This is a genomic window from Pseudomonadota bacterium, from assembly GCA_039033415.1.
Taxonomy (GTDB): Bacteria; Pseudomonadota; Gammaproteobacteria; order Xanthomonadales; family SZUA-38; genus JANQOZ01.
The window spans coordinates 1-15,319 of sequence record JBCCCR010000005.1 but is presented as its reverse complement, the minus strand read 5'-3'; the positions used below and the strand labels follow the sequence as shown (position 1 = coordinate 15,319).

13 protein-coding genes are annotated in these 15,319 nt (G+C 63.4%); 3 read left to right on the top strand and 10 right to left on the bottom strand.

The features are described 5' to 3' along the window. Window positions 1-175: 175 nt before the first annotated feature. Window positions 176-2,698: a TonB-dependent receptor gene (locus tag AAF358_05010; protein MEM7704888.1), complete on the top strand. Its 2,523-nt coding sequence runs from the start codon at window positions 176-178 to the stop codon at window positions 2,696-2,698. Between the two features lie 120 nt (window positions 2,699-2,818). Here AAF358_05010 and bioD read toward each other — a convergent pair whose 3' ends face one another. From bioD to bioB, 5 genes are read right to left on the bottom strand one after another with little or no spacing between them, the layout of a single operon-like run. Then, on the bottom strand, window positions 2,819-3,481 hold the full coding sequence (bioD, locus tag AAF358_05005; protein MEM7704887.1) for a dethiobiotin synthase: 663 nt from the start codon (window positions 3,479-3,481) through the stop codon (window positions 2,819-2,821). After that, window positions 3,478-4,329, bottom strand: coding sequence for a malonyl-ACP O-methyltransferase BioC (gene bioC / locus AAF358_05000; protein ID MEM7704886.1), 852 nt, complete (start codon window positions 4,327-4,329; stop codon window positions 3,478-3,480). Before bioC ends, bioD begins: the two co-directional genes overlap by 4 nt. Then, a complete protein-coding gene (gene bioH, locus AAF358_04995) occupies window positions 4,322-5,152 on the bottom strand; it encodes a pimeloyl-ACP methyl ester esterase BioH (protein ID MEM7704885.1) in 831 nt (276 codons plus the stop codon). The genes bioC and bioH overlap by 8 nt, the downstream gene beginning before the upstream one ends. Then, window positions 5,149-6,402 (bottom strand): 8-amino-7-oxononanoate synthase, encoded by a 1,254-nt coding sequence (locus AAF358_04990; protein MEM7704884.1) that lies wholly within the window; start codon window positions 6,400-6,402, stop codon window positions 5,149-5,151. The genes bioH and AAF358_04990 overlap by 4 nt, the downstream gene beginning before the upstream one ends. A gap of 9 nt (window positions 6,403-6,411) precedes the next feature. After that, window positions 6,412-7,380 (bottom strand): biotin synthase BioB, encoded by a 969-nt coding sequence (gene bioB / locus AAF358_04985; GenBank protein MEM7704883.1) that lies wholly within the window; start codon window positions 7,378-7,380, stop codon window positions 6,412-6,414. Between the two features lie 69 nt (window positions 7,381-7,449). Between bioB and AAF358_04980 the strand changes: the two genes are divergently transcribed. Then, entirely contained in the window at window positions 7,450-8,169 is a 720-nt protein-coding gene (locus AAF358_04980; GenBank protein MEM7704882.1) for a ComF family protein, read from the top strand. On the opposite strand, the gene AAF358_04975 is transcribed toward AAF358_04980, so the two are convergent. The 5 genes from AAF358_04975 to grxC all read right to left on the bottom strand — a co-directional run bounded on the left by AAF358_04975 (window position 8,156) and on the right by grxC (window position 14,368). Then, window positions 8,156-9,460 (bottom strand): hypothetical protein, encoded by a 1,305-nt coding sequence (locus AAF358_04975; protein ID MEM7704881.1) that lies wholly within the window; start codon window positions 9,458-9,460, stop codon window positions 8,156-8,158. The genes AAF358_04980 and AAF358_04975 overlap by 14 nt on opposite strands. A 313-nt stretch (window positions 9,461-9,773) precedes the next feature. Beyond that, a complete protein-coding gene (locus AAF358_04970; GenBank protein ID MEM7704880.1) occupies window positions 9,774-11,480 on the bottom strand; it encodes a hypothetical protein in 1,707 nt (568 codons plus the stop codon). A gap of 177 nt (window positions 11,481-11,657) precedes the next feature. Beyond that, complete coding sequence (locus tag AAF358_04965) at window positions 11,658-13,427, bottom strand: sulfotransferase (protein MEM7704879.1); 1,770 nt, start codon at window positions 13,425-13,427, stop codon at window positions 11,658-11,660. Window positions 13,428-13,808: 381 nt separating this feature from the next. Further along, window positions 13,809-14,030 (bottom strand): hypothetical protein, encoded by a 222-nt coding sequence (locus tag AAF358_04960; protein MEM7704878.1) that lies wholly within the window; start codon window positions 14,028-14,030, stop codon window positions 13,809-13,811. Between the two features lie 95 nt (window positions 14,031-14,125). Continuing rightward, on the bottom strand, window positions 14,126-14,368 hold the full coding sequence (grxC, locus tag AAF358_04955) for a glutaredoxin 3 (protein ID MEM7704877.1): 243 nt from the start codon (window positions 14,366-14,368) through the stop codon (window positions 14,126-14,128). Between the two features lie 462 nt (window positions 14,369-14,830). On the opposite strand from grxC, the gene AAF358_04950 reads away from it, so the two are divergent. After that, on the top strand, window positions 14,831-15,319 hold a 489-nt coding region (locus tag AAF358_04950), incomplete at its 3' end, for a peptidylprolyl isomerase (protein MEM7704876.1).

Genomic DNA, 15,319 nt, shown 5'->3' with positions numbered 1-15,319 from the left:
GGACGTTTAAGCGTCAATGCTGAACTCCCAATTACCGCCTAGCCAGCGCCAAATGTCCAGACATTTGACAAAAAAGGTGAATCATAATGAAGTGTGACGGTTGAGGTAGCCAAGACATGCATAAGAACATGCACGCTGCTGATACGCTGACCCTTCCCTAGCAGGAGATTTGCAAGTGAGTTCATTGCCCCGTTTTTCCCTCATCAGTGGCGCCATCGCGGCCGCCCTGTCCGTTGCTTACCAGCAGCCCGTTCACGCCCAGGCGTCGGGATCGCTGGAGGAGATTGTCGTAACAGCTCGGAAGCGCGCCGAGTCGCTCCAGGACGTTCCGGCCGCGATTACGGTATTCACTCAGACGCAGCTCCAACGTTCCGGCGTTGAGCGGGCCGCTGACTTTATCTACCTGACGCCCGGCGTTTCGCTGGTGGACGCGGCGGAGGTTGGCGACACGCAGGTCAACATTCGGGGCATCAACGGCGCGCGCGACGCCGAGAACAGCTTCGCCTTGATTCTCGACGGTATTCTTATGACCAACCCGGCTGCCCTGAACCGGGAATACACCAACCTGCAGCAGATCGAAGTTCTGAAGGGGCCGCAGGGTGCACTTTATGGTCGAAACGCGTCGTCTGGCGCCATCATCATTTCTACCGAAACGCCGAACGACGAACGGCGCGGCCGGCTCAAGGCGTCGCTCGCTGAGGACAGCACCACGCTGGTTGCGGGCTCGATCAGCGGCCCGATCACCGAAGGCAGCATGTGGTACGGCCTCAATGCCGATTTTCGATCCAGCGACGGCTTTTATCGAAACAGCTTCCTGAACGACGACATCGTCGACGACTTTGAAAACTGGAATCTCGGCGGACGCCTGATCTGGGAAAACGAAACGACGCGCTGGGACGCCAAGCTGCGCTACGGCGAAGTCGACGCGGCGTCGATCTCCTTCAACGCGGCGTTCGCCCTGCCGGGCTTCGCTGCCGGCCTGGCACCCGTGTTCGGCGAAGAGTTTGCCAGCCGGTTCTACGAAGACGTGAACGATCACGACTTCGTGTTCCAGAACAACATCGACCCGCAAAACGATCAGGAGGCACTCGAGCTCTCGCTGAAGGTTGATCACAGCTTCGCCAACGCCGATCTCACCGGCTGGCTGCTGTACTCAGACATCGAGAACTCCTTCAGTGCGGACGGCACCTCGGGTGCTTTCGGCTTCTTCTTCGATCCGTCCACCGGTTGCCCGGACAGTATCAATGCGCTGCTGGCGGCGGGCGTGAGTCTGCCCGCGCCTCAGCTGCTGGTGCCGGTGGAAAACGGCCCGATCCTGGGACCCTACACGCCAACCACCTGTGACGGCACCCAGTATCAGGAGCGAAACCAGGAAGACTTCAGCTTCGAGGTTCGCCTGTCGTCGAACCAGGATTCCGAGCTGCGCTGGCAGACGGGTATCTACTATCTGGATATCGATCGGGAGGTGGGCGTGAACACCGGTATCGACCTCGGCAACGGCATCACCGAAAGCCTGTTTGTGCCCCAGGGCGGCCCGAACCCAACCGAACAGCTGGTGAACGACCGGTTCGAGTCAGAGGTGATCGCCATCTTCGGTAACGTCGACTACGACGTCTCCGAGACGGTGGAGCTCTCGTTTGCTGCCCGCTACGACCGTGAGGACCGGGACGTGACCAACCTGGTGCCGGTGGACGCCCGCAGCCAGTTTATCGACTGCGACGGCCCGCCCTTTGAAGGGGGCGACCCGATCAACACCGGCCTGTGCCCTAGCGTCAATCCTAACGGCTTCATCGCTCCGCAGAACGAAACGTTCTCGGAATTCCAGCCCAAGGTTTCGGTGAGCTGGGACGTCAGCGACAGCACGACGATTTTCTCCAGCCTCGGTCGCGGCTTTAAGAGTGGCGGCTTCAACAACCTGGGTGCGGCCGCAACCACCGACATCTTCATCAACCAAGGGCTGGGTATCGGCGTGCCGGGTTCACCCAACGAAGGGTTTGCCCCGGTGGCGATCCAGGACCAGTTTGACGAGGAGACCTCCACGGCGTTTGAGGTGGGTTTCAAGTCGCGGCTGCTCGACGGCACCCTGAACCTGGAGGCCGCTTACTATCACACCGAAGTCGATGACCTGCAGTTTTTTGAGTTCCTGGTCGGCGCCTTCGGTTTGCTGCGCGTGGTGACCAACGTCGATGAGGTTGAGATGGACGGCGTGGAGTTTTCAGCTAACTGGGCGCCCAACGACAACCTCAGCCTTTACACGTCAGCGGCGTTCATCGACAGTGAAATCAAGGCGAACACGACGCGTCCCGACACGATCGGCAATGAGTCTCCCTATACGCCCGAGTTTACCTTCAACGTCGGTGGTCGCTGGGAAGACGACGCCTGGGCCGATTGGGATTACTTCATCAACGTCGACGTGGCCACCGTGGGCGAGACCTATTTCCACGTTGTCCAGGATCAGCAGCGGCCGACCCTCTTTGGAGCTCCGGGCGAGTACTCCCGCGCGCAGCGCGATACCTACACGCTCGTGAATCTGCGGGCAGGCTTTGAGAGCAACAACTGGACGATTGTCGGCTTCGTGCGCAACGCCACCGACGAGAACTATCTGGAGGAGGTGATCCCGGCGCCGGAGTTCGGCGGTTCGTTCATCCATCCGGGCACGCTGCGCCGAGCTGGAATTGAGGTGACCTACAGCTTCTAAGAAAAAAAGGTCTGCCTTTACCAATGCCCTCGTCGCGCTTCGCGGCGGGGGCTTTTTTTTGGCCGATCGGCGTGACGGCGCCAACGCTCCTCAGCGTTGATTGGCGTGCCGGAGTTGTCGTCAGAGTTTGAGTGGCGAGAGGTCGAGATAAGACGCACCGTCAGCCGGTGCCTTTAGCCTCGGCAGAATGCCAAGAGACGGAGCCGGCAGCAGGCGGGTCAACGTGTCGATGTTTTCGCGCTTGAGGCGCATCGCCGGATCCACCGTATTGCCAATCCAGCCGGCCAAGGTGCAGCCGCTGGCGGTGATTTGAGCCGCGCTGAGCAACGCGTGGTTGAGACAGCCCAGCTTGAGCCCAACCACCAGGATGACCGGGAGGTCGAGCGCCTTCACGAGGTCGGGCATCAGCAGCTGACCGTCCGGACCGCCGAGCGGCACCATCCAGCCTCCGGCGCCTTCTGCGAGCAGCAGGTCCGCATCGTCCGCGAGCCGGCGGGCGGCCGTCACAATCGGCGGAAGCTCAACGTGTTGACCTTCTAGCTGCGCCGCCAGGTGCGGTGAGACGGGTTCCCGAAAGGCAAACGGGTTGAGCAGCGCTGGGTCAATCGGATGGCCGCAGGCGCTTTCCAGCAGAGAGGCGTCGCTCGGGTGGTCCTCGCCGGCGGCGACCGGCTTGATGGCGTTGACGCGGAAGCCGCGTTCTCGCAGCTTGTGAAGCACCGCCACGCTCGACCAGGTCTTGCCGATCTCGGTATCGGTTCCGGTGACAAAAAAACCTTTCACTGGCGGCGGCTGCCCCGCAGGGAATCGACGGGAAAGGTGGCTACCTCACCTGCTTCCTGGCGGACGGGGCGCCCGGTCGGTGCTCCGCGCGCAAAGCCATAGATCACCTCAAAGGTGGCGGGAATACGGTCGTCGGCGCGATGCCGTTCGTATTCCGCCATCATCGCCTTCATTCGGCGCTTTCCCATCATGCCGCGCGGGCGATCCTGGCGCCGGTTGCTGGCGCCCCACGCTTTTAGATCCATCATCAGCGCCCGGACATCGCCGTAGGTTAGCGTGATGAGCTGGCTGTCCATGACCGGATCGGAGAAGCCGGCCGCCAGCAGGCCGTCACCGAGATCGTGCATGTCAATAAAGTCGCTCACGTGGCTCCCGGCATCGACGGCGGCCCAGGCGCTGCGCAGCTCGGTCAGCGTCAGCGGGCCGAACGTGCTGAAGAGAAAGCAACCCTCAGGTCTGAGGCTCCGCCGAACCTCAGCGAAAAGCCGCCCGGGATCGGGGCTCCATTGCAGCATCAGATTGGACCAGACGAGGTCAGCGCAGCCGTCAGCCAGCGGCAGCCAGGCCGCGTCGGCACAAATCCGCTGGACGCCGGGATGTGACCAGCCTTCCAGCATCCCCGAGGCTAAATCCACGGCCACCACCTGAGGGTTGCCCGGCCTGCCGGCGAGGGATCGGCTGGCCCGCCCGGGGCCGGCGCCGAGATCCACGATCGTGTCGGCTGACGGATTCAGCGTTGTGAGCCGCGTCAGCAGTTCGTCCTCAACAGCTTGCTGCAGCACCGAAGCGTCGCCGTAGCTGTCGGCCGCCCGGCTGAACGCGCGTCCGACGCTGGTCGTGTCATACATGGGCCGGCCTCGCGTGGTCAGCCAGCGCAAACGGCTCCAACAGCTTGAGAAAGGCGGCGCTGTCGCCGATAAAGGGCGCGTGGCCGCACGCGGACAGCACCTGATGGTCCGCTCGGCGCAGCTGGCTGGCCATCCACCGCCCGGCTGCGGGTGGCACCAGCCGATCTCGGCCGCCGCTCACGATCAGCGTCGGCGTGGGGATCTGGCGCAGGTGGTCCCGCAGGTCGTTGTTCCCCAGAATCCGAAGTCCGTCAGCCAACGCTGTCGGGTTCGGCGGGGGCCAGGCGGTCGCAACCTGCCGCAGCCGACGAAGATCCTGCTTGGCGGTGGCGGTGCCGTGGACCTCCAGCGCCAGAAAGCGCTGCCAGGTGGCGACATGATCTTCGCGGAGGTCCGCGGCGAATTGGTCGAACACGGCGGCGGGCATGCCGTGAGGCCAGGTCGCGTCGCGCACAAAACGCGGCGTGCTGGCAACCAGCACGAGCCGTCTGATGTGCTGTGGATGTTGCAGCGCCAGGGACAACGCCAGCTGCCCGCCCAGCGACCAGCCAAGGCAGGTGATCGGTTGCTCGTCGACGATTGTTGCCACCGCGCCTGCGACCTGATCAGCGAGCTCAGCCAGCGGCGGTATGCGGGAAAGCTGATGGTTGCGACCGTGGCCAGGCAGGTCGATCAACAGCAGCCGGAACCGCGGGGCAAGCGTCTCGATGGCTTCAGCGAAAACGTTGCAGTGCATACCCCAGCCGTGGATCAGTGCCAGCGTCGGTGTGCCCGGTTCTCGACATCCGGCGACCTCGATACTTAGTGCCGTCGGTTCGGTCATGGACGCGTCTCTGAGCCCGCCGCCTGTGCGGGCTGTTCAAGGTGCCGGGAGATCGCCACCAAAAGCCGCTCGATATCGTCGGGCTGATGACCGGCGTTGAGGGAAATGCGTAGTCGCGAGGTGCCCTCAGGCACGGTCGGGGGTCGGATGGCAGGAACGTGAAAACCCTGCGTGGCCAGGGACTGGCTGAGGTCCAGCGCACAACCCGCCTCCCCCAGCAGCAGCGGCTGAATCGGCGATCGCGAAGCACCCAGCGGCAATCCCAGCTCGCCGGCCCGCCGCACAAACCGCTCGATCAAGTCCTGCAGATGATCCCGCCGCCACTGGTCACGCTGCACGAGCTGAAGGCCAGCGAGGGTGGCGGCGGCCAGCGGCGGCGCGGGTGCGGTGGTGTAAACGTGGCTCCGTGCTCGGTTGACGAGCTGGTCGATGATCTCCTGCGGACCGGCGACAAACGCGCCGTGCGTGCCCAGCGATTTGCCGAAGGTGCCGACCACCACGGGAGCATCAGCGGCACCGAGCCCCGCTTCGCCCAGCGAGCCGGAGCCGTGCTGACCCAAAACCCCCAGCGCGTGGGCTTCGTCAACGCAGAGCAGCGCATCATGGGCTGTCGCCAGCCTGGCGATCTCCGCCAGCGGCGCCAGGTCGCCATCCATCGAGAACACGCTTTCAACCGCCAGCAGGCGCCGTCGCCCGGGCAACGTCAGCTGCCGGTGCAGGCTGCTCATGTCGTTATGCTGGAAGCGTCGCAGCCTGGCGCCTGACAAACGGGCGGCGTCGATGAGTGAGGCGTGGTTCAGTTTGTCCTGGACAATCAGGTCTTCGGCGCCGGTGAGCGCGGTAATCAGTCCGAGGTTAGCCATGTAGCCGGTGGAAAACAGCGCTGCGGCCGGTCGCTGAACCCACTCAGCGAGGCATTCCTCCAGCTCCTGATGTATCGGGCGGTAGCCGCCCAGCAGCTGCGCGCTGCCGGCGCCACAGCCCAGGTCCTCGGCCGCCGCCGCCAGCGCCTTGGCCAGCGCCGGGTGTTTCGCCAGCGCCAGGTAGTCGTTGCTGGCAAAATCTTTGGCGTCATCGGCGGGGATCCGCCGCTGGCGCCACTGGTTGGCGTGCTCGAGCGTCGCGCGCTGCGCGCTCAGCCAGGACGCCCAGTCGTTGGGCAGTGCACTGCTGGCCGGCGCCTCATGTCCTGGTGCGACCGTTGCAGAGTGTGGGCCAGGCGCAGGCGAAACCGGTCCCGAACGAGGCATGGCGTGGCGTTAGCCCGCTGGGACGGGTTCCGGCGTCCCGGCGGTCAGCCCCAGCCTCGCCAGCAGCTCCATGTCGTCCTGCTGGGCCGGATTTTGTGTGGTGAGCAGCTTGTCGCCGTAAAAGATCGAGTTAGCGCCGGCCAGAAAACATAACGCCTGCAGCTCGTCCGACATCTCCGTGCGCCCGGCTGACAGCCGCACCACCGACCGCGGCAGCATAATCCTGGCGACCGCGATGGTCCGGACAAACTCGAGCGGATCCACTTCCGGCTGCCCGTGCATCGGCGTACCGGGGACCTGCACCAGGCGGTTGATCGGCACACTCTCCGGGTGTTCGGGCAGGTTGGCCAGCACCGCCAGCATGCTGGCACGGTCGGCCCGGCTTTCTCCCATGCCGACAATGCCGCCCGAGCAGACCTTGAGGCCCGCCTTGCGCACGTTGTTCAGCGTCTCGATGCGCTCGGAAAAGTCCCGGGTGGTGATCACCTCGTCGTAGTACTCGGGCGAGGTGTCGATGTTGTGGTTGTAATAATCGAGGCCCGCTTCCTGCAGTCGGTCGGCCTGTTCGGAGTCGAGCATGCCGACGGTCAGGCAGGTTTCCAGGCCCAGGGCCTTCACCTCAGCGATCATTTCTGCCAGCGGCTCGAGATCCCGCGCCCTCGGGCTTCGCCACGCGCCGCCCATACAGAAGCGGCTGGCGCCGCGTGCTTTTGCGGCGCTGGCGGCAGCGACAACCTGCTCGACGGGCAGCAGCCGCTCGACCTCGAGCCCCGTCTTGTAGTGAGCGCTCTGCGGGCAGTATTTGCAGTCTTCCGGGCAGGCGCCGGTTTTGATCGACAGCAGCGTGCTGATCTGCACCGTGTTGGGCGGAAAAGTGTTTCGGTGAACCGTTTGCGCGTCAAACAACAGGTCGTTGAATGGCTGATTAAACAGCGCAACCGCCTGTTCGGCGGTCCAGTCGTGTCGCACAGAGGTCATGGCAACTCCACAGCGGTCCGGGGCGCCAAGTATTGGACCGGTTTCTACGCCTGTCAACCAGAGAGTGACATGAAGGTTTACGAATGGATCGATCGAAGCTGGGGCCATATCTTCCCGTCACGCTGCGCCATCTGCCACGCCCAGGGCTATCGTGGCCTAAGTCTGTGTCGCGATTGCTTGGGTGATCTGCCCTGGCATGCCGCGGGCTGCCGCCTGTGCGGTGACGCGCTGCCCGGGATCACCGCTGGCGGAGAGGTTGAGAAAACTGCCGCTGGAGTCTGTGGCCGCTGCCTCCGAGAACCGCCCGGGTTCGACGAGGTGACCGCAGCATTCGCTTTTGCGCCGCCCGTCGACGGGTGGGTTCGGCGCTTCAAATACGACGGAACGCTGCACCTGGGTCGGCTGCTGAGCGAGTTATTTCTGCTTCGCTGCCGGCCCGCGGTGCCGGACCTGATCGTGCCCGTGCCGCTGCACCGCGAGCGGCTTACGCTGCGGGGCTTCAATCAATCTGCAGAGCTCGCCCGGCCGATGGCGAGACGGTTGGGTGTGCCCCTGGTGCAGAACCTCTTGCTTCGCGGTCGGTCGGGCGTGCCGCAGTCAACGCTGCTGGCCGCGGACCGTCGACGCGCGATGCGGGGGGTGTTTCAGGTTCGACGGCCGCTGGACGGTGCCAGGGTCGCCTTGATTGATGACGTGCTGACCACCGGGGCCACCGCGACCGCCTGCGCGCGGGCGCTGAAGCAAGCCGGAGCGGCGGAGGTTCGCGTCTGGGTGGTCAGCCGCGCGTGAGTACGCGTACGCGGAAAATCTGGTCGAGCGGAATCGGTATCTGGGCAGAGCCGCCGGGGAGTAGGGTGTCGATCACCGCCTTGCCGTCGCTGACGCTGACCAGCACGCCGGTGTATTCCTTGCCGAACTTCGAGTTGAGTCGCACGTTGCGGCCGGTGTAGGACGCCAGGCTGCCCGTCTCCACCAGCTTCCACGCCCGCGCTGCGCTGCCGCCAGTGACAGCAGCCGCGCCGGGGACGCCGCTGTCGGCCAGCACCGTTGCCGGCTCCGGCGCCAGCGAGATGATGCTGACTCGTTGCGGCACTCCGGAAGCCACGGCGGAATTAACGTTGAGCCCCTCCAAAAGCTTATCCGGGCCGAGGGCAGCAATCTCCTCCATGGCGAGCGGTCGGTCGGGGCGGCTGAGAAAGGTCCAGACGCCCTCGCCGGCGGCGAAGCGTCGGTACTGATACGTCAGCTCATCGCTGAGCTCAAAACCCATGCCGGCGGTCTCCTCGGCGACCGCTGCCATGTGGTTATCCAGAAACTCGTCGCTGGAAATGTCGCTTTGCGCGGCGCAATAGCTGTTGCGCCGACGGTTAAACTCGCTGGCCTGCAGCGTCACGCCGAGGCTTTTGAGGCCGGCTTCCGGCGGCGCCTGGCTCCGTCGTACCTCGTTAAGGTTCTCCACGGCCAGCTTCAGCTCCATATGAATCTCGGCCGCATTAGCGTTCTGAATGACCATCTGGACGTCGATGACGTCAGGCGGCAGCAGGCGGTAACGGGCTTCAACGGTGCTTTCCATGCTGTCGAAGCCCATGTTGTTGAGATCGATCGTCTCGAAACGGGTGACGTCGCCACACGCGAGGGTTTCTGTGGTGAGCCCGCTGATCGAAGAGCGCTGCTCCTGGCCGAGGAGGTCTCCGAGCTCAACGCGCATGCCGCCGAGGTTGAGGCCCATGCTGTTGGGCAGCTCGCTGCGTCCGATTCCGAGCACCCAGAGCAGGCCTGGCGTTTGCAGCTCAGCCCGGCGCATAGTGATCGGGGGCAGGTCGACGCCGGGGTCCGGGATAAAAGAAATGTTGTCAGCCGACAGGGTCCCGTCAAAACCGGCCGCGTTGTCGGCGACGGTCAGTGTGCCCACCGGCGCGACCATGCCGGCCAGCTGCTCCAGGGACCGGTTCAGCCGATAGTCGGCGTAAAACTTCGCGCCGATCACCGCGACCACCGCGACCAGCACAACGTTGCGCAGCCAGAAAAAGATAGAACCTAGCATGCCCCGTTTGCGGCGATATTTTGCGGACTTGGCCATAAATCAACTCTCGCAGCCTGCCGAAGGATCGCTTTCGGCTTGGAAGCTCGCTGTCGCCCGGCTGCCTGTTGAGAATCCGCAGTAAGGCGGAATCAACGGCGGACCGACGTCAGCCCGATGTCGGCAACCCTAGCAGAAGGGGGCCCCGCATGTCTTTGCGGTGGTCCACTGCAGCGGCCCTGACAATCTTGTTGCGGCGGGACGTTCGCGAGGGCTCCGGCAGAATCCAGGTGCCCTTTCGGCCGATGCCGGTGGTCGGCGGTGGAGAAAGGGCCGCCCGCTGCGGTGGGTCCCGCAGCGAGCGGCGATCGGTTTATTCCTTCAGGTAGGCGCGGGAGAACATTTCCATCCCGCGGCCGGTGAAGCTGGCGCTGATGGTCTGCCGCGAAAACAGGTCAGACATCGGGAACTCGGGCATTTCCTCGCCCGGCGCCATAGCGGCCATCGCCTCCTGAATCTGCTGCTGATACATGGCCAGGCCCGCTTCGTCGTAGCCCACAACCATAAAGGGCAGATCGCCGGACGCCGGCGGCGAGCTTAGGTAGTCCTTCAGCATGGACTCTTCCCCGGTGCCGGCAGACATGCCGATACCCTGCTCGGTCATCGCCAGGTGCGGCGTATCGAGCGGGAAGGGAATCAGGCCGTCGGGCAGTGGGGTGGGCGTACCGTCAGCCGGGAGCTGCAGCGACGCAAGTTGAGGCACCATGGCGCTGGCCATGCCGACCACTAGCTGCGGGTTGGTGATACCCACCATCACGATCGCGCGCAGGTTTTGCGGCATGCCGGTGGACAGATCCATGTCCTTGAGGCTGAACCGCAGCCCCTGGAAGTTGCCGACCATCGGAGGCAGCGGCTGAGCCAGCTGGGCCGACATTTGAGACATTCCCTCGTTCAGCTCTGCCAGCGCGTTGCACTGATAGGGGTCGCTGGAAACCGCATTGGCCTGGTCGGTCAGAAACTGCTTGGCTTTCAGGACGTCGATGGCAAAGCCCATGTGGAAAAGCACGTCGTCGATATCCCCCATGCCGCCCATCGGCGCAGCCAGCTGCTGCGTGGCGGTGGCGATGTCGTCACGAAGCTCGATGACGGCGATAGAGTCGACCGCTTCGTCGTTGAATTGGGTGTAGCCGGACACGACCATGGGCGCGATGCCGGCCATCTCCTTGAACTCGGTGGTGCACTCGGGCCCGAGCTGGCTCCGGCCCTGCTCGAACAGCGTGCTCGCAACCGGCGATTCGTCCGTCAGCACCGCGTCGACCAGCGCCATCGAGTCCATAAAGATCGTAAAGATCGGCAGCAGGTCATATTCGCTGTTGATTTCGTCAAGACGGGCGGTGATGTTCTCGGCAGGCTTGCTGTCGGTGAACAGCTGCTTCAGGCCTTCCTCCCGCGCGGCGGTAGGAATAATGCTCATCAATACCTGATCGTCGTTGATGGCGATGATGGCCTGCGCCTTTTCGTCGCCGTTCTCGTAGAACTCATTGCCTTCGAATTCACTGACGGTGAACGTCTTGCCTGATTTCGCCTCGATGCGGCTGATGGTTTCCTTCAGCTTGTCGCCGTCGGCGATTTCAGCGCGGATCACGGGGAGGATCCCGAGACCGTAAACAGCGAGGCTACCGGCCGGATCCAGGCCCAGCTCGACGAGCCCGTCGCGGTTCATTTTGCCGGCCAGCTCTTCCATGACCGCTTTGGCCACGGGGTTTTCTTCTGCTTCCGGGTCCTCCATGGCCTTGGAGACCGCGGATTCAGCGTACTCAAGCGCCGGCGCCGCCATTTCCCACATCAGGTCCATGGACTTGTCGTCCATCTTTTCCCGATTGCCAATAAAGTACGGCGTATCAGCCGGCACGTAGGCCAGCAGGGGCGACGCGCCGCCACTGGACGCGCTGGCCCCGGCAGCCTTGGCTGCGGGCGCGGCGGTTGATGCCTCCGTCGATTCATCGTCGCCGCCGCAAGCGCTGAGCAGCATGGCGACCACCGAAAGGCCGACCAGCGGCCGGAATAAGTTACTCATCATCTGGAACTTCCCACATAGATATTGAATGAAACGTTGGTGTACTAGTGTTGTACTCTAGTAACACACCCCCCGCCCGTGTCAACAGTCACGAAACCTCGGAAGCCTAGCAGAATAAATCGCGTTTTGCCGCCAACCCCGTCCTCACTGTTGGCACCGGCGGAAGACCGACCCGGCGCGCTACTCCTCGAGCAGCGTGAGAAACGGTTCGAGGTGCTCAGCGTAGTTTCGCCAGCGGCCAACGGAATGTTCGTAGAGCGGCTGACGGACCTGCCACGCGCTGCCGGTGTTCACCACGCTGTCGCGCAGATAGAAACGCCCGGGATCGGGGTGTGCTGGCGCTCCGACGCGGCGGGTCAACGACCCGATCTGTCCGTCCAGGTCAGAAACCAGGTGCTCGTAACGCACCCGAAGAATCTGGTCGGATAGCGCGCTGTGCCAGTGTTCCATCAGCGCCTGGTGAGAGCGGATGTGGCGGGCCAGGGTGTTGAAGCGATAGCTGTAGGCGTGGCCGGCGGAGAAGTCGGAAAAGTACATCGACAGTCCGCAGTCCCTGGGGTCTCGGCGCATATCGATAAACCACGCGTGGGGAAACAGCAGGTGCAGCAGCCCGATGTCCTGAAAATGCTCCAGAGACTGGTCGACCAGCCAGCCGTCGACGCGAGGCATCTCCTGGAGGTAGTCCGCGGCCATCCGGGACAGATCCAGCCGACTGAGCAGCGGGACCATGTCGGGGTAACGCACGCGACCGCCAAACGGCTGAGCTACGGCCATTTTCACCCAGTTGATCCGCTGGTGCTCCCCCACGCAGGTCATATTCGGATGACCATCCAGGATCTGGCTGAGCAGGGTGCTCCCCGAACGCGGCAGCCCGACAATAAAAATCATCGGTGGCGAGTTGCCTGCGCCCGCGTCCAGCCGGCCGATCAGTTCGTCTGAGAACGTCTGGGTCGTGAGCTCGATCGCGCGCTCCAGGATGGCGCAGTCGTGCGGGTTTTGCGCGGCTCTCAATTCGTTGGCTCGTGCAAAGGCACTGAACGCGTCGTCATATTGACCCAGATCGTCGAGGGCTTTGCCCAACGCGAACCAAAGTCGGGGGTTGGTGTTTTCCGAGCGCCGGCCGGTGAGCGCGTTGAGCTTGTGAATTGCGGGCTGGTCATCACGCGTCTGACGCCGGCAGTGCATCAGCTTGTACCAGGCGTCGGCATGACCGGGGCGGAGTCTCAGAACCTGGCCGAAGCGTCGCTGAGCCTCTTCGAACTGGCCGATCTTGACGAAGGCTGAACCCAGGTTATACACCGCGGCAATGTTCAATGGCCTCAGCCGAAGCGCCTGCCGCAGTGAACGGATGGCGTCCTCGGCTTCACCCAGAGCCAGCTGGGCTGCGCCCATGTCGCAGAGCAGCTCAGCCGAGTTGGGAACGACTTTGAGGCCGTTGGCGTAGACCTGGATCGCACGCTCGAACTGCCGCCCTTCCTGCAGCACCTGCCCTAGCTTCAGGTACCCGTCCACGTTCTCTGGATCAAGCGCAATGGCGCGTGAGCATGCATTGGATGCTGCACCCCAGGAAGCGCTGCGTCGGTGGACCTCCGCTAACAGCAGCCAGGCATCCGCTTGATCGTCACGCTGTTTCAGATACGACTGCAGCGCGGTGCGCGCTTCGGAAAGCTGGCCCTGGGCATAGTTGAGTCGACCCAGCTCCAGCTGGACCTCAGGCTCCTGACGCTGACCGACCGGTAGCGATCGAAGGCTGCGAATCGCCTGATACACGCGCCCTTTGGCGGTGAGAATGCGCGCCTGCAGCAGGCGCAGGCGCCAGGGTTCGTCCTGCTCGCCCTGAAGCTCACCATAAATACGCTCGGCCGTCGCAACGTCGTGGCTGGCCAGCGCCTCCTCGGCGCGGGAGCGAATCGTGGCGAGGTAATCGGTCGATTCCAAGTTGCTATCCAAGCCGCGGCCCCATGCGCGGCGCTTGAGACATGCCTGCCCATGGCAGAGTGTGGCGAGGTTGACGATGGGAGTGTTTCGCAAGGTCTGCGGGTCGCCGAATGTGACGCGCCCCAAGCGTGCCCTGCTTCCGCGGATCCCGCGCGTCTACCGCTTTGCGCGCCATGACTCCGGCCCTGTGCCCTGCGTTAACATTCGACGAACATACGTTGTGTGGACCGTAGCACCGTAGCGAGCGCGCGCCGTTGCTGTATCTGGGCCGATGGTCATGCCGGGCAGTAGTTGCGCAATCAGTGCAACAAAATCCCGTCCGCAGCGCCCTTGGTGGGCCGTGCGCTAGATGATGTTATGGCAGCGGTCGTGTCGGGTGAAGGGCCGGCTGGATTAAGCGGTGATTGCCAGCAGCCACCGCAGCGTCATCAAAGCGACCAGCGCCGAAAACCAGGCCCGGGCGAGTCGCTCCGAGACGGGCGCGCAGACACTGGGGCGTCGGGAGGATCGGGCCCGCTGGCGGATGCGCTGCAGGGCAAGGTGCTCGTTGGGTGTCAGGGCTCGATAGACGGGCTCACTGGTCATAACAATGTGTTCAGCGGGTTGCGGGTTCATGGGCAGCACTTCCATTTGCTGGGGAAGGCCCGAACCTTAAGGGCATTGACCTGGCTGCCGCGATCGTCAACGATCCCGAAACTGCGTCAGGATTCTCAGCGGCTCAGTCCGCCGTCCTGCTCCAGGCGATACAGCTCCGTGTAGCCGCCGATTCCCCGATCATCAAGAAATACCTGTGGCACCGTGCGTCGACCGTCCGCCCGCTGGAGCATCTCTTCCAGCCGGCCCTCTTCCGCCTCGACGTTGTACTCCGTGTATTCCAGGCCGATCCTTTCGAGCAGCGCTTTGGCGCGTTGGCAAAAGGGGCACCAGCCTTTGCTGTAGATTTCGATCTTCACCGTGCTTCACTCCGTAGGCACCGACTGCAGTTTAGCCCAATCAGCTCCACCGAGCAGGTCAAAATCGCCAACCCCGCGCGCATCACATCCGCCTTGGCGGCGCGACGGCAAGCCCCCGCTATGGGACCGAAATCGGCGGGCAGCGAGGCTGCCAAAATTGCTGAATATCGGTTTAAGCCGTTGTTTTTAAACACAATTAAGGATTTTTTCCGTATCGCCTCAGATTTTTGAACCAGTTCACGGTCTGTGCCCTCGTGGGCAGGTAGGGTTGCGCTATCACGCATTGACTGGTGATCAATCGGTGCCCGGATACCCCCGGTCCATGGAGTACCCCCTGTTCCTTCTGACCCGCCGGGCACCGATTGCTTACGCTCCGATGACCAGGGCCGCTGGCCAGCACGATATTGACGCCGGGCGGATTCGGTTACCATCGTCGCGTTATCCAGGCAACGGATCCGGACTTTGGAAATCGCAAAAAACCACGTCGTTTCGTTTCACTACAAGCTCAGTGAAGACGACCGGCTGCTGGAAAGCTCAGAAAATCAGGCGCCAATGGTCTGCCTGATCGGCGCCGGCAACATCATCCCGGGTCTCGAAGAGGCCATGCTGGGTCACCGTAGCGGCGACAGCTTCAGCGTCACCATACCGCCGGAAAAAGCCTACGGTCCGCACCAGGAGCGGCTGATGAGCCGGATCTCCGCGAAGCATCTGCGCGTTGACGCCCGCAAGCTGAAGCCCGGCATGGTGCTGCGCATTCAGACTCGCCGGGGGCCCCAGATGATGCGGGTGATCAAGGCCGGGCGCTTTATGGTTGATCTGGACGCCAACCATCCGATGGCCGGCATGACGCTAACCTTCGCTATCGACATTCAGGATGTGCGGGAGGCGACGGAGGAAGAGATTCAGCGCCGCCAGGCGCAGAACCCCGGCAATGCTGATCCCGCATCGGAG